16 protein-coding genes are annotated in these 17,544 nt (G+C 69.7%); 14 read left to right on the top strand and 2 right to left on the bottom strand.

Annotation, left to right across the window (positions count from 1 at the left end):
• The 13 genes from GVN67_RS00955 to GVN67_RS00895 all read left to right on the top strand — a co-directional run.
• A partial coding sequence (locus tag GVN67_RS00955) for an ABC transporter substrate-binding protein (protein WP_159992383.1) occupies positions 1-1,556 on the top strand: 1,556 nt, incomplete at its 5' end.
• Positions 1,557-1,835: 279 nt separating this feature from the next.
• Positions 1,836-3,422 (top strand): ABC transporter substrate-binding protein, encoded by a 1,587-nt coding sequence (locus tag GVN67_RS00950; protein WP_159992382.1) that lies wholly within the window; start codon positions 1,836-1,838, stop codon positions 3,420-3,422.
• Positions 3,423-3,636: 214 nt separating this feature from the next.
• The gene (locus GVN67_RS00945; RefSeq protein WP_200845063.1) at positions 3,637-5,250 is read left to right on the top strand and encodes an ABC transporter substrate-binding protein; all 1,614 of its coding nucleotides are present in this window, start codon (positions 3,637-3,639) and stop codon (positions 5,248-5,250) included.
• A gap of 9 nt (positions 5,251-5,259) precedes the next feature.
• Entirely contained in the window at positions 5,260-6,201 is a 942-nt protein-coding gene (locus GVN67_RS00940) for an ABC transporter permease (RefSeq protein ID WP_159992381.1), read from the top strand.
• Positions 6,198-7,124: an ABC transporter permease gene (locus GVN67_RS00935; RefSeq protein ID WP_159992380.1), complete on the top strand. Its 927-nt coding sequence runs from the start codon at positions 6,198-6,200 to the stop codon at positions 7,122-7,124. Before GVN67_RS00940 ends, GVN67_RS00935 begins: the two co-directional genes overlap by 4 nt.
• 7 nt (positions 7,125-7,131) lie before the next feature.
• Positions 7,132-8,124, top strand: coding sequence for an ABC transporter ATP-binding protein (locus tag GVN67_RS00930; protein WP_159992379.1), 993 nt, complete (start codon positions 7,132-7,134; stop codon positions 8,122-8,124).
• Positions 8,121-9,176 carry an ABC transporter ATP-binding protein gene (locus GVN67_RS00925; RefSeq protein WP_159992378.1) on the top strand — a complete coding sequence of 352 codons (1,056 nt, stop codon included), beginning with the start codon at positions 8,121-8,123 and terminating at the stop codon, positions 9,174-9,176. The genes GVN67_RS00930 and GVN67_RS00925 overlap by 4 nt, the downstream gene beginning before the upstream one ends.
• A 216-nt stretch (positions 9,177-9,392) precedes the next feature.
• On the top strand, positions 9,393-9,896 hold the full coding sequence (locus GVN67_RS00920) for a (2Fe-2S)-binding protein (protein ID WP_159992377.1): 504 nt from the start codon (positions 9,393-9,395) through the stop codon (positions 9,894-9,896).
• A 13-nt stretch (positions 9,897-9,909) separates the two neighbouring features.
• Positions 9,910-10,704 carry a xanthine dehydrogenase family protein subunit M gene (locus tag GVN67_RS00915; protein ID WP_159992376.1) on the top strand — a complete coding sequence of 265 codons (795 nt, stop codon included), beginning with the start codon at positions 9,910-9,912 and terminating at the stop codon, positions 10,702-10,704.
• Positions 10,705-10,835: 131 nt separating this feature from the next.
• On the top strand, positions 10,836-12,101 hold the full coding sequence (locus GVN67_RS00910; RefSeq protein ID WP_159992375.1) for an FAD-binding oxidoreductase: 1,266 nt from the start codon (positions 10,836-10,838) through the stop codon (positions 12,099-12,101).
• A gap of 83 nt (positions 12,102-12,184) precedes the next feature.
• Positions 12,185-13,120, top strand: a complete 936-nt coding sequence (locus GVN67_RS30290) for a cold-shock protein (protein WP_159992374.1) — start codon at positions 12,185-12,187, stop codon at positions 13,118-13,120.
• 153 nt (positions 13,121-13,273) lie between these two features.
• On the top strand, positions 13,274-14,005 hold the full coding sequence (locus tag GVN67_RS00900; protein WP_159992373.1) for a hypothetical protein: 732 nt from the start codon (positions 13,274-13,276) through the stop codon (positions 14,003-14,005).
• A gap of 104 nt (positions 14,006-14,109) precedes the next feature.
• A complete protein-coding gene (locus tag GVN67_RS00895; RefSeq protein WP_235034887.1) occupies positions 14,110-15,105 on the top strand; it encodes a tripartite tricarboxylate transporter substrate binding protein in 996 nt (331 codons plus the stop codon).
• 64 nt (positions 15,106-15,169) lie between these two features.
• Here GVN67_RS00895 and GVN67_RS00890 read toward each other — a convergent pair whose 3' ends face one another.
• Entirely contained in the window at positions 15,170-15,925 is a 756-nt protein-coding gene (locus GVN67_RS00890; protein WP_159992371.1) for an SDR family oxidoreductase, read from the bottom strand.
• 143 nt (positions 15,926-16,068) lie between these two features.
• Between GVN67_RS00890 and GVN67_RS00885 the strand changes: the two genes are divergently transcribed.
• The gene (locus GVN67_RS00885; RefSeq protein WP_159992370.1) at positions 16,069-16,719 is read left to right on the top strand and encodes a hypothetical protein; all 651 of its coding nucleotides are present in this window, start codon (positions 16,069-16,071) and stop codon (positions 16,717-16,719) included.
• Between the two features lie 7 nt (positions 16,720-16,726).
• On the opposite strand, the gene GVN67_RS00880 is transcribed toward GVN67_RS00885, so the two are convergent.
• Complete coding sequence (locus GVN67_RS00880) at positions 16,727-17,497, bottom strand: HD-GYP domain-containing protein (RefSeq protein ID WP_159992369.1); 771 nt, start codon at positions 17,495-17,497, stop codon at positions 16,727-16,729.
• Positions 17,498-17,544: the final 47 nt, after the last annotated feature.

Below are 17,544 nucleotides of genomic sequence, written 5' to 3'. Positions count from 1 at the left end.
GAACTTCAGCACGCGCGGCCCCCACCGCGCCGCGCGTGCTGAAGTTCATCCCCCAGGCCGACCTGGCGGTGGCCGATCCGATCATCACCACCGCCTATGTCTCGCGCAACCACGGCTACCTGATCTGGGACACGCTCTACGGCTTCGACCAGGACTACAAGCCGCAGCCGCAGATGGTGCAGTCGCACACCGTCTCGCCGGACGGGCTGCAGGTCACGCTGGTGCTGCGCGACGGGCTGAAGTTCCATGACGGCGCGGCGGTGACGGCGAAGGACTGCGTCGCCTCGATCCGCCGCTGGGCGGCGCGCGACGCGCTGGGCCAGGTGATGGTGGCGACGCTGGCCGAGGAAGCCGGCAAGCCGACCGGCATCGCGGCGACCGACGACAAGACCATCACCTTCAGCTTCAAGAAGCCTTTCCCGCTGCTGTTCGAGGCGCTGGGCAAGCCGGCGACGCCGGTCTGCTTCATCATGCCCGAGCGGCTGGCCAAGACCGATCCGGCGGTGCCGGTGAAGGAGATGATCGGCTCCGGCCCGTTCCGCTTCAAGGCGGATGAGCGGGTGCCGGGCGCCAAGATCGTCTATGAGCGCTTCGCCGACTACGTCCCCCGCGCCGATGGCGACATCAGCTGGACCGCGGGGCCGAAGAAGGCCAATTTCGACCGCATCGAATGGACCGTCATGCCGGATGCGGCGACGGCGTCGAACGCGCTGCAGAATGGCGAGGCCGATTGGTGGGAGCAGCCGCCGGGCGACCTGCAGGCCCTGCTGCGCCGCAACCGCAACGTCAACCTGGAGATCCAGGACCCGACGGGGCTGATGGCCATGGCGCGGTTCAACCACCTGCACCCGCCCTTCAACAACCCTGGCATCCGCCGCGCGCTGCTGGGCGCCGTCAACCAGGCCGATTTCATGACCGCGGTGATCGGCACCGACAAGAGCCTGTGGCGCGAGAATGTCGGCATCTTCACCCCCGACACGCCGCTGGCCAGCGATGCCGGGATGGAGGCGCTGACCAGCCCGCGCGACTACGAAAAGGTCAAGCGCGAGCTGGCGGCGGCCGGCTACAAGGGCGAGAAGGTGGTGCTGATCGCGGCCTCCGACTTCCCCTCGCTGAACGCCCTGGCCCAGGTCGGCCACGACATGCTGAAGAAATGCGGCATGAACGTCGAGTTCGTCTCGACCGACTGGGGCAGCGTCGTGCAGCGCCGCGCCAGCAAGGAGCCCGTCGAGAAGGGCGGCTGGAGCATGTTCTTCACCTTCTGGGCCGGGGTCGACATGTTCAACCCGGGCGTGCAGCAGGCGCTGCGCGGGCACGGGCAGTCCGCCTGGTTCGGCTGGCCCACCGCGCCGAAGCTGGAAGAGCTCCGCAACGCCTGGTTCGAGGCGCCGGACCTGGCCGCGCAGCAGGAGATCGCCAAGCAGATCCAGCTGCAGGCGCTGCAGGACGTGCCCTATCTGCCCTGCGGCCAGTACTTCCAGGCCTGGGCCTATCGCCGCAATCTCAGCGGCGTGCTGAAGGGTCTTCCCATGTTCTGGAATGTCCAGCGGAGCTGACCGAAAACAGAGGCAGCGGAGCTGACCGAAACAGAGGTAGCGCAACTGACCTAACCAAACTGCAATCCGGATGGGCATCTGCACTTCGCAGGTGCAGCAAGGCGGTCGGGGCGGTCCCCGGCCGCCCTTTTGACGCCTTATTGCCCTTGCGGCCCGGCCGCTCTGCCTGTTCCATCCGGGCTGTTCCATCCGGGGCCTGCAGGGCAGGCCCGATCGGGCGACGGGCGGCGGCGACGGGGAAGACCCCGGGCCGCCGTTGCAGCAGGGGGAGAGCTGGCGATGAAGAGACGCGGTTTCCTGGCGGCGGGCGCCTCGCTCGGCCTGGCGCCGGCCCTGGCCCGCCCGGCCGTGGCCCAGGGCGCGGCGGCCAAGGTGCTGCGGGTGATCCCGCAGGCCAACCTCACCAGCCTCGACCCGATCTGGACCACGGCGGTGGTCACGCTGAACCATGGCTACCTGGTCTATGACACGCTGACCGCGGTCGATGCCAAGGGCGAGCCGAAACCGCAGATGGCCGAGGGCTGGGAGATCGGCGACGAGGGCCGCAGCTGGACCTTCACCCTGCGCCCGGGCTTGCGCTTCCACGACGGCGAGCCGGTGCTGGCGCGCGACTGCGTGGCCTCCGTCACCCGCTGGGCCAAGCGCGATTCCTTCGGCCAGGTGCTGTGGATGGCGGTCGACGCGGTCGAGGCGCTGGACGACCGCCGGCTGCGCTTCCGCCTGAAGACGCCGTTCCCCTACCTGGCGCTGGCGCTGGGCAAGAGCTCCTCGCCCGCCTTCATCATGCCGCAGCGCCTGGCCGAGACCGACGCCTTCACCCAGGTGCGCGAGGCGATCGGCAGCGGCCCCTTCCGCTTCATCGCCAACGAGTGGAATCCCGGGCAGAAGGCGGTCTGGGAAAAATTCGCGCAGTATGTGCCGCGGGAAGAGGCAGCCGATGGCCTCGCCGGCGGCAAGCGGGCATTGGTGCCGCGCGTCGAATGGACGGTGATCAGCGATCCGGCGACGGCGGCGGCGGCCATGACCACCGGCGAGCAGGATTACTGGGAATATCCGCTGCACGACCTGCTGCCGATGTTGAAGCGCTCGCGCGAGCTGGTGGTGTCGCAGCGGCTGACCGAGGGCACCTATGGCTGCATCCGCCTGAACCACCTGCAGAAGCCCTTCGACAATGTGGGCGTCCGCCGCGCCGTCGCCATGGCGGTCGACCAGCGCGACTATCTGCGCGCGGTGGCGGGCGAGGGGGCCGAGGCCTGGGGCGAATGCCCCGGCGTCTTCACCTGCGGCACGCCGCTGGCCAATGAGAGCGGCAGCGAGATCCTGAAGACGCGCAATGTCGAGCAGGCGCGCGCCGCGCTGAAGGCCGCCGGCTATGCCGGCGAGAAGGTGGTGGTGGTAGCGCCTGGCGATTACCCCCAGATCAATGCGCTGTCCCTGGTCACGGCCGATCTGCTGCAGCGCATCGGCATGAATGTCGAATTGATTTCAACGGATTGGGGGACGCTGGTGCAGCGGCGCACGAGCCGCGAGCCGGTCGAGAAGGGCGGTTGGAGCGTCTTCCACACCACCTCGCCGGGCACCTCCTTGAACCTGCCGCCGATCCATCTGATGCTGCGGGCCAATGGCAAGGATGCATGGTTCGGCTGGCCCGACGACCCCGAGATCGAGCGGCTGCGCGCGGCCTGGCTGCAGGCGGCCGACCTGGCCGAGGGCAAGCGGATCGCCGACGCGCTCAATGCCCGCGCCATGCAGACCATCCCCTACATCCCGCTCGGCTACTACTGGCAGCCCTCCGTCTGGCGCCGCAACGTGGCCGGCGTGCAGCCTTCCTCGTCGACGACCTTCTGGAACATCGAGAAGACGTAGCCGTCCCCCTCGGCAAGTGGCACGGTATGTGCGGGGGCGATCGCCAGCGGCGGAGCGGAAGCTGCGCCATGGCGGTCGCCCGCCGGGGCTGGTGCCCGGGGCAGCGATAAGAAGACGGCCGAATGGCCGCGCCGGTACAGGGTCGGTGGGGATCTTCTCCCCGCCGGGCATCAAAAGGCGGCCAAACAAGGGCCGCAGGCTGGGAGATCAGGGTATGACGATCGAACGACGTTCCCTCTTCAAGGTTGCGGGGGCCTCGGCGCTGCTGGCCGGTGGCCTGGGCGGGTCGCTGGCGGCGCCGGCCCTGGCGCAGGGCGCCAATGCGCGCACGCTGCGCTTCGTGCCGCAGGCGAACCTGGCCAATTTCGACCCGATCTGGGGCACCCAGTATGTCGTGCGCAACGCCGCCATGCTGGTCTGGGACACGCTCTACGGCGTCGACGAGAAGCTGGTGCCGCAGCGCCAGATGGTCGAGACGGAGGAGATGTCGGCCGACGGGCTGACCTGGACCTTCAAGCTGCGCGAGGGGCTGAAGTTCCACGACAACACCCCCGTCACCTCGAAGGACGTGGTCGCCAGCCTGACCCGCTGGGCGGTGCGCGACCCGATGGGGCAGATGATCCGCGCCATCCAGCAGGAGCTGGTCGCGGTCGACGACCGCACCTTCCGCTGGGTGCTGAAGCAGCCCTATCCGAAGATGCTGCTGGCGCTGGGCAAGAACAACTCGCCCTGCAGCTTCATCATGCCGGAGCGGATCGCCAAGACCGATCCCTTCACCCAGATCACCGAATATGTCGGCTCCGGCCCGTTCCGCTTCGTGCGCGACGAATGGGTCCCCGGCGCCCGCGCCGTCTTCGCCAGGTTCGACGGCTATGTGCCCCGCGCCGAGCCCGCCAGCTGGATGGCGGGCGCCAAGCGCGTCATGGTCGACCGCGTCGAATGGGTGGTGATGCCCGACCCCGCGACGGCGGCGGCGGCGATCCAGAACGGCGAGGTCGACTGGTGGGAGAACCCGATCTCCGACCTGGTGCCGCTGCTGAAGCGCAACCGCAACATCAACATCGACATCGCCGATCCGCTGGGCAATGTCGGCAGCTTCCGCATGAACCACCTGCACGCGCCCTTCAATGACGTCCGCGCCCGCCGCGCCGTCATGATGGCGCTGAGCCAGGAGGACTACATGCGCGCCCTCGTCGGCGACAATGCCGACCTGTGGAAGCCGATGCCCTCCTTCTTCACGCCGGACACCCCGCTCTACACCGAGGCGGGCGGCGACATCCTGAAGGGGCCGCGCAACTACGACGCCGCCAAGAAGCTGCTGGCCGAGAGCGGCTACAAGGGCGAGCCGATCACCCTGGTGGTGGCGCAGGACCAGTCGATCACCAAGGCCTTCGGCGATGTCAGCGCCGACCTGCTGAAGCGGATCGGCATGACGGTCGACTTCGTCGCCACCGACTGGGGCACGGTCGGCAGCAGGCGTGCGCTGAAGACGCCGCCCAGCCAGGGCGGCTGGCACATCTTCCACACCTGGCATGCCGGGGCTGACTGCATCAACCCGGCCGCCTATACCGGCATGCGCACCAATGGTGACGCAGCCTGGTTCGGCTGGCCGAAGAGCGATGCCGTCGAGGCGGCGCGCAACGAGTGGTTCGCCGCTCCCAACCTGGAGGCCGAGAAGGCGGCTGTAGCCAAGATGAACAAGGAAGCCATGGATTTCGGCCTGTATGCGCCGACCGGCTTCTTCCTGTCCTACCAGGCCTGGCGGAAGAACGTGAGCGGTGTCGTCAAGGCACCCATCCCGTTCTTCTGGGGCGTCACCAAGAGCTGATCGAAGAGCATGTTCGCCTACATCATCCGACGTGTCCTGGCGACCATCCCCGTGATGGCGATCGTCGCCCTGTTTGTCTTCAGCCTGCTCTACATCGCCCCCGGCGATCCGGCGGCGGTCATCGCGGGCGACCAAGCCACGCCGGCTGATGTGGAGCGGATCCGCGCCAGCCTCGGCCTCGACCGCCCCTTCCTGGTGCGGTTCGGCGAATGGGTGTTCCGCATCCTGCAGGGCGACCTCGGGGTGTCGATCTTCACCAACCTGCCGGTCACCCGCATGATCGCGCAGCGCGTCGAGCCGACGCTGTCGCTGATGATCGTCACCCTGATCCTGGCGGTCAGCATCGCCGTGCCGATGGGCGTCATCGCCGCCTGGAAGTCCGGCTCCTGGATCGACCGCGCGGTGATGGGCTTCGCGGTGCTGGGCTTCTCGGTGCCGGTCTTCGTGGTCGGCTACCTGCTGGCCTACTGGTTCGCACTCGAGCTCGACTGGTTCCCGGTGCAGGGCTACACGCCCTTCGAGCGCGGCTTCGGCCCGTGGCTCTCCAACCTGGTGCTGCCCGCCGTCGCGCTCGGCGGCGTCTATATCGCGCTGATCGCCCGCATCACGCGGGCCACCATGCTCGAGGTGCTGCAGCAGGATTACATCCGCACGGCGCGCGCCAAGGGCGCCAACCAGGCCACCATGCTGTTCGTGCACGCGCTGAAGAACGCGGCCGTGCCGATCGTCACCGTCATCGGCATCGGCGTCGCGCTGCTGATCGGCGGCGCCGTGGTGACCGAGAGCGTCTTCGCCATCCCCGGCCTCGGCCGGCTGACGGTCGATGCCATCCTGCGCCGTGACTATCCGGTCATCCAGGGCGTGATTCTGATGTTCTCCTTCGTCTATGTGCTGGTCAATCTGCTGATCGACCTGAGCTACACCCTGTTCGACCCGAGGATCCGGTATTGAGCACCTCCCTCCAGCCCTCCCGGGCCGCAGCACCAGAGGGCGTCGCGGTCGCGGCGCCCCTGCCGGACATCATGCAGCCCAAGGTGGCCCGCAAGGGCTTCCTCGGCTACCTCATGCGCCATCCGACCATCGCCTTCGGCGGCACGCTGCTGCTGATCATGTTCTGCGTCGCCGCCTTCGCGCCCTTCCTGTTCACCAAGGATCCGACGGCGCTCGCCCCGGTGATGCGCACGCGCGACCCGTCGGCGGCGCATTGGTTCGGCACCGACATGCTGGGCCGCGACGTCTACAGCCGCGTGCTCTACGGCACCCGCGTCTCGCTGATGGTGGGCTTCGGCGTCGCCATCTGCGCCTCGACCATCGGGCTGACCATCGGCCTGGTCTCCGGCATGGTGCGCTGGGCCGACAGCATCATCATGCGCGTCATGGACGGGCTGATGTCGATCCCGTCGATCCTGCTGGCCATCGCGCTGATGGCGCTGACCCGCGGCTCGGTCGGCAACGTCATCCTGGCCATCACCATCGCCGAGATCCCGCGCGTCTCGCGCCTGGTGCGCGGCGTCGTGCTGTCTCTGCGCGAGCAGCCCTACGTCGACGCGGCGATCGCCTGCGGCACCCGCACCCCGGTGATCATCTGGCGCCACATCCTGCCCAACACCCTGGCGCCGATGACCGTGCAGGCCACCTATATCTGCGCCAGCGCGATGATCACCGAGGCGATCCTGTCCTTCATCGGGGCCGGCACGCCGCCGATCATCCCGTCCTGGGGCAACATCATGGCCGAGGGCCGCGCGCTCTGGCAGGTGAAGCCGTATATCGTCTTCTTCCCCGCCCTGTTCCTGTCCATCACCGTGCTGGCGGTGAACCTGCTGGGCGACGGCCTGCGGGATTCGCTCGACCCGCGGCTCGCGAAGCGGGTGTAAAAAAACCATGGCCCTTCTCGAAGTCGAGAACCTGCAAACCCATTTCCGCACCCCCGATGGCGGCGTCAACCGCGCCGTCGACGGGCTGAGCTTCAATGTCGAGGCCGGGCAGACGGTCGCCATCGTGGGCGAATCCGGCTGCGGCAAGTCCGTGACCTCCATGTCGATCCTGCGGCTGATCCCCGAGCCGCCGGGCAAGATCGCCGGCTCCATCCGGTTCCAGGGCAAGGACCTGCTGAAGCTCTCCGACCGCGAGATGCGCGCCATCCGCGGCAACGAGATCAGCATGATCTTCCAGGAGCCGATGACCTCGCTGAACCCGGTGCTGAGCATCGGCAAGCAGATCGGCGAGGCGCTTCGCCTGCACCAGGGCCTGTCGCGCAGCCAGGCCGAGGCGAAGGCCGTCGAGATGCTGACGCTGGTCGGCATCCCGGCGCCGGACAAGCGCGTGAAAGAGTATCCGCACCAGCTCTCGGGCGGCATGCGGCAGCGCGTGATGATCGCCATCGCGCTGGCCTGCAACCCGAAGCTGCTGATCGCCGACGAGCCGACCACCGCGCTCGACGTGACCATCCAGGCGCAGATCCTCGACCTGATGCGCGACCTGAAGCACCGCGTCGGTGCCGCCATCGTGCTGATCACCCATGACCTTGGCGTCGTCGCCGAAGTCGCCGAGCGGGTGATCGTCATGTATGCCGGCCGCAAGGTCGAGGAAGCCCGCGTCGAGGACCTGTTCCGCTCGCCGAAGCACCCCTACACCCAGGGGCTGCTGGGCGCGGTGCCCAAGCTCGGCTCCTCGCTCGACGGCACGACCGAGCGCCTGGCCGAGATCCCCGGCTTGGTGCCGAGCCTGAAGCAGAAGATCCCCGGCTGCGTCTTCGCCAGCCGCTGCCCGCAGGTCACCGAGCTGTGCCGGACCGTCTCGCCCGGCCTCGAGGAGAAGGCGCCGGCCCATATCGCCGCCTGCCACTACGCGGTGAAGGAGGCCGTCCCGGCATGAGCACCTCGATCCCGACCCCGACCCCGCGCGGCAGCCGCCCGCTGCTCGAGGTGAACGACCTGAAGAAGCACTTCCCGATCAGGGCGGGCTTCTTCGGTGGCACCACGGGCCATGTCTATGCCGTCGACGGCGTCACCTTCCATATCGAGAAGGGCGAGACGCTGTCGCTGGTGGGCGAGAGCGGCTGCGGCAAGTCGACCGTCGGCAAGGCGCTGCTGCGGCTGTTCCCGCCGACGGCCGGCCAGGTGGTGCTGGATGGCCAGCGCATCGACGACCTGTCCCAGGGCAAGCTGCGGCCGATCCGCAGGCGGGTCGGCGTGGTGTTCCAGGACCCGTTCTCCAGCCTGAACCCGCGCATGCGGGTGAAGGACCTGCTGGCCGAGCCGATCCGCAACTACGGGCTGGCCAAGGATTCGGCCGATCTCGACGAGCGCGTCGCCAAGCTGATGGACACCGTCCGCCTGCCGCGCGACGCGGTGAACCGCTGGCCGCATGAATTCTCCGGCGGCCAGCGCCAGCGCATCTGCATCGCCCGCGCGCTGGCCGGCGAGCCCGACCTGATCATCTGCGACGAGGCGGTCTCGGCGCTCGACGTCTCGGTCAAGGCGCAGATCGTCAACCTGCTGCAGGACCTGCAGCGGGAGCTCGGCCTCGCGCTGCTGTTCATCAGCCATGATCTCGCGATCGTCGAGCACATGACGCATCGCGTCGCGGTCATGTATCTCGGCAAGATCGTCGAGATCGCGCCGCGTCGCGAGCTGTTCTCGGCGCCGAAGCACCCCTACACCGAGGCGCTGCTCTCGGCCGTGCCGGTGCCGGAGCCGGGGGCGGCGCGCAAGCGCATCGTGCTGAAGGGCGACGTGCCCAGCCCGATCAACCCGCCGAAGGGCTGCCGCTTCCACACCCGCTGCCCCTATGCCTTCGACCGCTGCCGCAGCGACGAGCCGCAGCTGCAGCAGACGGAGCCGGGCCAGTGGTCGGCCTGCCACCTGCACGACCTGCCGGCGGTGAAGAACCCGCTGGCCCGCGGCGCGCCCCGCCTGGCGTCGTAGCCGCCGCGCGCCACGCCCACAGACAGCCCCGGGGGAGCGATCCCCCGGGGCTTTTTTTGGCCCCGGATGCGGCCTTTTTGTTGCAAACGCCTCGCAATTGCGATAACTGACACAAGAACCTGCCAAGCGGCCGCTTGACGGGCTGTGGTCGGTTGGGGGAGCCTTACCATCAGGGACGCTGCGGGGCGCGGCGCCTTTTGCATGGGGAGAGGCGGCATGCCGCAAGTCACGCTGGCCGTGAATGGCACCAGCCACACGGTGGAGGTCGAGGCGCGGACCCTGCTGGTCGAGGTGCTGCGCGAGACGCTCCGCCTGACGGGGACGCATGTGGGCTGCGACACCAGCCAGTGCGGCGCCTGCGTCGTGCATCTGGATGGTGACAGCGTGAAGTCCTGCACGCTGCTGGCGGTGCAGGCGCAGGGTGCCACGATCACCACCATCGAAGGCATCGCCGCCGCCGACGGCACGCTGCATCCGATGCAGGAGGCCTTCCGCGAGTATCACGCGCTGCAATGCGGCTTCTGCACCCCGGGCATGGTGATGAGCGCCATCGACCTGGTGGAGAAGCATCCGCAAGGGTTGTCGGAGCAGGAGATCCGCGAGGGTCTGGAGGGCAATATCTGCCGCTGCACCGGCTATCATAACATCGTCAAGGCGATCGCCGCGGCGGCCGAGGTGATGCAGGGCCGCGCCGGCACGCTCGCCAGCGCGGCCGAGTGAGGGGAGGGACGCCATGTACGACTTCACCTATCACAAGCCCGGCTCGGTCGCGGATGCGGTCGCGCTCCTGGCCGCCGACCCCGATGCCAAGCCGATCAGCGGCGGCATGACGCTGCTGCCGGCGCTGAAGCACCGGCTGAACCGGCCGACCGCGCTGGTCGACCTGTCCGGCATCGCCGAGCTGCGCGGCGTCCGCCAGGAAGGCGACGCCCTGGTGATCGGCGGCATGACGAAGCACTACGAGGTGGCGACCAACCCGCTGGTGATGGCCTCGATCCCGGCGCTGGCGCGGATGGCGGCGACGATCGGCGACACCCAGGTGCGCAACCGCGGCACGATCGGCGGCAGCCTGGCCAACAACGACCCCGCCGCCGACTATCCGGCCGCGGCGCTGGCGCTGCGCGCCACGCTGATCACCGACCGCCGCCGGATCAGCGCCGATGATTTCTTCCTCGGCATGTTCACCACCGCGCTGGAGGCGGATGAGCTGGTGGTGGGCGTGTCCTTCCCGATCCCGCAGAAGGCCGGCTACGCCAAGCTGCGCAACCCGGCCAGCCGCTATGCCATGGCCGGCGTCTTCGTGGCGAAGGGCCCGGGCGGTGTCGGTGTCGGCGTCAATGGCGCTGCCGCCTGCTCCTTCCGCCAGGTCGAGATGGAAGCCGCGCTGACCGCCGCCTGGTCGGTGGAATCGGTGGCCGCCGTCAAGCAGTCCCCCGACGAGCTGAATGCCGACATCCACGGCAGCGCCGAGTATCGCGCGAACCTGGTGACCGTGATGGCCAAGCGCGCCGTCGCAGACGCAGGATAGGGCGTCGCCGCAGGCGCGCCCGAAAACTGACAGAAAGAGAAGGGGGTCCGGGGGAATTCATTCCCCCGGGCTCTTTCTTTTTCCAAAGCTTGGCGCAAGACAGGATGAAGGTCTGTCGGGTTTCGGGTGACATGCAGCAAGAGCATCTGGTCGTGATCGGCGCGGGCATCGTGGGTGCCGCGACGGCCTTGCAGGCGGTGAAGGCCGGTTATCGCGTGACGATCCTGGATCCGGGCGAGCCGGGTGGCGAGCAGGCGGCGAGCTATGGCAATGGCGCCTGGCTGTCGCCGCAATCGGTGATCCCGCCGGCGGGGCCTGGCACCTGGAAGAAGGTGCCGGGCTATCTGCGCGATCCGCTGGGCCCGCTGGCGATCCGCTGGCGCTATCTGCCGAAGGTGCTGCCCTGGCTGGCGCGGTATCTGTGGTCGGGCTGGACCGAGGCGAAGGTGCTGACCATCGCCCGCGCCTTGCAGCCGTTGCTGGCCGATGCGCCGGCGCGGCACCAGGCGCTGGCCGAGGAGGCGGGGGTCGGGCATCTGATCGCGCGCACCGGGCTGATGTACATCTACCCCGATCGCGCGGCCTATGAGGCCGAGGCGCTGGGCTGGCGCATCCGCCGCCAGCTGGGCTTCGTCTGGCGCGAGGTGGATCGCGACGAGCTGCGGCAGCGCGAGCCGGCGCTGGACCCGCGCTATGGCTTCGGCGCGCTGTTCGAGCAGGGCGGGCATTGCCGCGACCCGGGCGCCTATGTGGCGGCGCTGGTGCAGCTGGCGGTGCGGCAGGGCGCGGTGCTGCAGCGGCAGGCGGCGACCGGCTTCCGCATCGAGGGCGGGCGGCTGCAGGCGGTGACCACGACGGCGGGCGAGATCCTGGCGGACAAGGCGGTGATCGCCGCCGGCGCGCGGTCGAAGGCGCTGGCGGCGGCGGCCGGCACCAGGGTGCCGCTGGAGACCGAGCGCGGCTACCACGCGGTGCTGAGCGCGCCGGAGGTGGGGCCGCGGATTCCGCTGATGCCGTCGGACGGGAAGATGGCGGTGACGATGACCGAGGCCGGGCTGCGCGTCGCCGGGCAGGTGGAGATCGCGGGCCTGGAGGCGGCGCCGGACTGGCGGCGCGCCGAGATCCTGCGCGACTACCTGCTGAAGGCGTTTCCCGGGCTGCCGCGCGCGCTGCCGGCCGAGCGGATCAAGGTCTGGATGGGGCACCGGCCGAGCATGCCGGACGGGCTGCCCTGCATCGGGCTGGCGCGGGACTCGGCGGATGTGGTGCTGGCTTTCGGGCATGGCCATGTCGGGCTGGTGTCGGGGCCGGCGACGGCGGCGGCAGTGTTAACGATTTTGCAACGAACTGCCTCCGATATTGTGTTGGAACCCTTCGATCCGCGCCGATTCGACTAGCAATCGTGGCGCAGGGGTGCGACAGTGTAGCCAGTCGGTTCTGCATCCCGTGGGGCCGCGCACTTTTACGGATTATAGACGCAGTGCTTCCGGATAACGATTCGCAGGGCAGCGCCGGGGCCATCGAGGCCGAGGTCAAGTGGTACAACGGTCGCAAGGGTTTCGGCTTCGTGCTGGGCCCGGATGGCCAGGATGTGTTCTTCCATGCGTCGGCGCTCACCGATGCTGGGATCGAACCGCCCGAGACCGGCGATAAGCTGGTCTGCGAGATCGGCACGGACCGTCAGGGCCGCCGGCTGGTCACCAAGATTTTTGAGCGGAAGCTTGGCCCGGGCGCTCCGGCCGGTGGCGACCGTCCCCCGCGTCGCGACTTTGGCGGCGCTCCCGGCGGCTTCGGCGATCGTCCGCCGCGCCGCGACTTTGGCGACCGTCCCCCGCGCCGTGACTTCGGCGACCGTGGTGGGTTCGGCGGCGGCTTCGGTGGTGGTGGCGGTGGTGGTGGCTTCGGCGATCGTCCGCCGCGCCGCGACTTCGGCGCCCCGGGTGGCTTCGGCGATCGTCCGCCGCGCCGTGACTTCGGCGCCCCGGGTGGCTTCGGCGGTGGTGACCGTGGTGGCTTTGGCGGTGGCGACCGTGGCGGCTTCGGCGGTGGTGACCGCGGTGGCTTCGGCGGCGGCGATCGTGGCGGCTTCGGCGGCGGCGGTGGTGGTTTCGGTGGCGGCGACCGCGGCGGCTTCGGCGCCCCGCGCTCGTTCGGCGACCGTCCGCCGCGTCGCGACTTCGGTGGCAGCCGCGACGAGGGTGGCCCGACCGAGTCCGTCAACGGCACCGTCAAGTGGTTCGACCAGGTCCGTGGCTTCGGCTTCGTGACGCCCGATGACGGCGGCGCGGATGTCTTCCTGCACAGCTCGGTGCTGCAGCGCGCCGGCAAGCAGGATGTGCAGCAGGGCGAGAAGCTGGCGCTGGAGGTCCGTCAGGGCCAGCGCGGCCGCCAGGCTGTGATCCTCAAGGGCGAGTAATCCGGCCCGCCCCGCCCTCGGGCGGGGTACACGGAAGCGTGTTGACCCCCGGTGCCCCTGGCGCCGGGGGTTTTCGCATTGTTCAGCCCGCATTCAGCATTGCGCGGCACACTCCGGGGGCAGCCGGCCGATCCGGCCGGAGGGAACAGCCCCATGATCGTCGAACCCGGATTTCCCCAGGCCTCCGGGCTGTCCCCGTCCGTGGCCGCGCCCGGCGGGGGGCGGCCCGGCCTGGGCGCCGAGGGCGGGCTGGCGTCGACGGCGCGGCTGGACGGCATCCTGTCCTTCGGCCGGCAGCTGAGCAGCGCCAAGGCCCTGCTGGATGTGGTCCGCCAGGTGCTGGAGGATGTGGCGGTGATGGCGGACGAGGCCAGCCGCATCCTCGGCGTGCTGAGCGAGCCGGGCCTGCCGCCGGCCTCCTGGGACGCGGCGACGCTGCGCTACCAGCATGCGGTGCATGAGGTGGTGGGGCTGCTGGCGGCCTCGCGCAATGTCGGCCATATGCTGCTGCAGGGGGAGGACGGGCAGGGGCTGGTCGCCATCGGGCTGCAGCGGATGGAGCGCATTGCCAGCCTGCTGCCGCGGGTGCCGGCCGACCACCATGCGGCGCATCAGGCGGCGGAGGGCTTCGGCCCGGTGATGCGCAGCCTGGAGGAGGCGCGCAGCCGGCTGGAGGAGGCGCATCGCTCGGTCGAGGCGCAGCTGGCCATGGCGCTGGAGCGGATGGATGACGAAAGCGCGGCGCTGGGCGCGATGGAGGATACCGACGTGCTGAAGGAAGCCGCGCGGCTGCAGGCGCTGCAGATCCGCCAGCAGCTGGCCGGGCATGCCATCGGGCTGGGCGCGCTGGTGCCCCGATGCCTGCAGGATCTGCGACATCTTTGAGCAGAGCGCGGCTGGCGGCCGGGGTTTTCACGAATGAACGGGTTCTCGGCGAGGGGATCGTAAGGATAACCTGCACGTAACTTCACCGCAGGATGTGGCTTACGATGCGTCGTCGCCTTCTTGGTCTGGCCGTTGCCGGGCTGCTGCCGCTGATCTCCCTCTCCCCCGTGCAGGCGCAGGAAGCGCCCTGGCCGAACCGTCCGATCACGCTGATGGGGGGCTTCCCGAACGGGGCGGGCACCGACATCTACGCCCGCAAGCTGGCCGAGCCGCTGTCCCGCGCGCTGGGCGTGCCGGTGGTGGTGGACAGCCGCTCCGGCGCCGGCGGCAATATCGCCAGCGACTTCACCGCCAAGGCGCGGCCGGATGGCTATCTGTTCCTGTTCGGCACGGCAGGCACGCATGCCATCAATGCCACGCTGTATCGCAGCCTGCCCTTCGACGTGGTGAAGGACAGCACGGCGATCACCCATCTGGGCGATGTGCCGAACGTGCTGACGGTCAGCGCAGAGAAGCGACCGCAGCTCAACAGCTGCCAGGCGGTGCTGGCGGCGGCGCGGGCGCGGCCGGGGGCGTTGAACTATGCCTCGACCGGCAATGGCGCCTCGACGCATCTGGCCGGGGCGCAGTTCGCCCAGGTCACCAATATCGACATCGTGCATGTGCCGTTCCGCGGCCAGCCCGGCGCGCAGACCGCGCTGCTGGCTGGCGATGTCGACCTGTTCTTCAACCAGTCCGGCCCGGCGATCGGCTATATCAGCCAGGGCCAGGTGCGTGGCCTGGCGGTGACCACGTCGCAGCGGCTGCCGGCGCTGCCGGATGTGCCGACGGTGGCCGAGGCCTGCAACCTGCCGGGCTTCGACAGCAGCACCTGGTACGGCATCTTCGCGCCGCCGGGCCTGCCGACGGCGATCGCCGAGCGGATGAATGCCGAGATCCAGAAGATCATCAGCAGCGCGGACTTCAAGAAGTGGCTGGTGGAGAGCCAGGGCATCACGCCGAGCACGCTGACGACCTCGGCCGAGTTCCGCGCGCTGCAGGAGCGCGACATTGCCCGCTGGGCCGAAGTGGTGCGCCGCTCCGGCGCCCAGGTCGACTAAAAGACAAAAATAGATGAAGGGGGCCTGGGGGAAGAATACTTTCTTCCCCCAGCCTTTTCTTGTCCTACCCGCGCCCGACGAAGGGCATCTTGGTTGCCATGATGGTCATGAACTGCACGTTGGTATCCAGCGGCAGCGAGGCGATCTGCAGCACCGCATTGCCGACATGGCGGGCGTCCATGCGCGGCTCGACCAGGCTGGTGCCATTGGCCTGGGGCACGCCCTTGGTCATCCGGTCGGTCATTTCCGTCGCCGCGTTGCCGATGTCGATCTGGCTGCAGGCGATGTCCCATTTGCGGCCATCGAGGCTGATCGACTTGGTCAGGCCGGTGATGGCGTGCTTGGTGGCGGTATAGGGCGCCGAGCCCGGCCGCGGCGCATGGGCGCTGATCGAGCCGTTGTTGATGATGCGGCCGCCCACCGGGTCCTGGTGCTTCATCATGCGATAGGCTTCCTGGGCGCAGAGGAAGGCGCCGTTCAGGTTGGCCGCGACCACGCCGAACCAGTCCTCGTGGGTGAGCTCGTCGAAATCGACCGAGGGGCTGCCGCGTCCGGCATTGTTGAACAGCAGGTCGAGCCGGCCCCATTTCTGCTGCACCGCCGCGAAGAGCGCCGCCACCGAGGCCGCGTCGCCGACATCGGTCGCGACCGGCAGGCAGCGCTCGCCGGCGGCACCTGCGGCGGCGACGGTCGCCTGCAGCGCGTCGGCGCGGCGGCCGGCCAGGGCGACGCTCCAGCCCGCTTCCAGCAGCGCGAGCGCGGCGGCACGGCCGATGCCGCTTCCCGCGCCGGTGACGACGGCAATCTTGCTCATGGACATTTCTTCCTTCATGCAGGGCTGGGTCGGAAGCAGGGTGCGGCCGGCGGCCCGGGAGCGCAAGCCACCCCCCAGGCCCAGCTTCCGGCGATGATCCGCGGCCCCCTGGCGCCTGGCGCGAGGCGGGCGGCGAAGGAGCCAGCCGAATGAACAACTCCCGCCTTCCCCAGGGCCGCCCCTGGGGCCTGAGCGTCCTGGCCGCGCTGGCGCTGATGGCGACCCCCGCGCTGGCCCAGCCGCAATCGCCGCCATCGCCGCAGCCGGCGCCGACGCAGCTGCGGCCGCAGCGCGACGTGACGGTGACCTACCGGATGACCAGCGGCAACCGGCCGCCGCAGACGGTGGCCGCCAGCTGGCTGGCCGCGGCGCAGCGGCTGCGGGTGGAGCCGCCGGGGCTGCCGGGCTGGCTGCTGCTCGACCTGCCGTCCAGCCAGGCGCAGATGGTGATGGACAGCACGCGGATGGTGGTGCGGCTGCCGGGCAAGGGGCCCTGGCCGATGCTGGACAACCTGCCGCCGGGCACGCGGATGACGCCGGCCGGCAGCGCCACGGTGGCCGGGCTGCGTTGCGACAACTGGCAGGTCACCAGCCGCGAGGGCACGGGGCAGGTCTGCCTGACCCAGGACGGGGTGATGCTCAGGGCCAGCGGGTCGCATGACGGGCAGCAGGGCAGCCTGGAGGCGACCAGCGTCGCCTATGTCGCGCAGGATCCGGCACGTTTCCAGGTGCCGCCGGGCTACCAGGCGGTCAGCCTGCCGCAGGGGCTGCCGCCCGGGCTGATCCCCGGCACGCGCTGAGGCGTCGTCACCAGGGGCAGGGCGGCAGGCGCAGCGCGCGCTCCAGCAGATGCGAGGGCAGCAGCCCGGCGACGGCGCCATGCTGGTGGCCGTGCTGCGGCAAAGCGGGCTGGCCGGCCGGCAGGTCCAGGCGCAGCTCGGCCTGGAAGGAGGGGCCCAGCCCCTCGACCAGCAGCTGCGCGAAATCCGGGTCGAACTGGGTGCCGGAACAGGCCTCGACCTCGGCCAGGGCGGCGGCGACGGTCAGGGTCGGGCGATAGGCGCGGCCGGGCTCGATCATGGCGACGAAGGAATCGGCGACGCAGACGGCGCGCGCCAGCGGCAGCAGCCGGTCGCCGGGCAGGCCGCTGGGATAGCCGCCACCCTGCCAGCGCTCGTGATGGTCGCGGGCGGCGGCGACCACCGCCTCGGGGAAGCGCAGCGCCGCCAGGGTCTCGGCCCCGGTGACCGGATGGGCGCGGATGGCGCGCATCTCGGGCTCGGTCAGGCCGCGCGGCGCCTCCAGCAGCGGCAGCGGCACGAAGAGCTTTCCCAGGTCATGCAGCAGCCCGGCGGAAACCACGAGGGCGGCATCGCCCAGCAGCGCCGGCTGGCGCGACCACATGGCCAGCAGCACCGTGGCGACGCGCACGGAATGGTCGGCGGTCGCGGGATGGTGACGCCGGATCGCCGCCAGCAGGCGCAGGCTCTGTCGCGGCAGGTCGTCGGGGAAATCCCCTGGCACGCCCGGCTGCGGCAGCGGCGCGCGGGCCTCCAGCACGGTGTGGCAGGTTTGCATGCACGTTAAAATAGCAGGAACTTGGCCGCGCTGTCTTGTCAGTAAGT

Source organism: Roseomonas sp. 18066 (assembly GCF_902706185.1).
Taxonomy (GTDB): Bacteria; Pseudomonadota; Alphaproteobacteria; order Acetobacterales; family Acetobacteraceae; genus Pseudoroseomonas.
The sequence above is the reverse complement of the archived record's forward strand: the minus strand, read 5'-3'. Positions and strand labels throughout refer to the sequence as shown.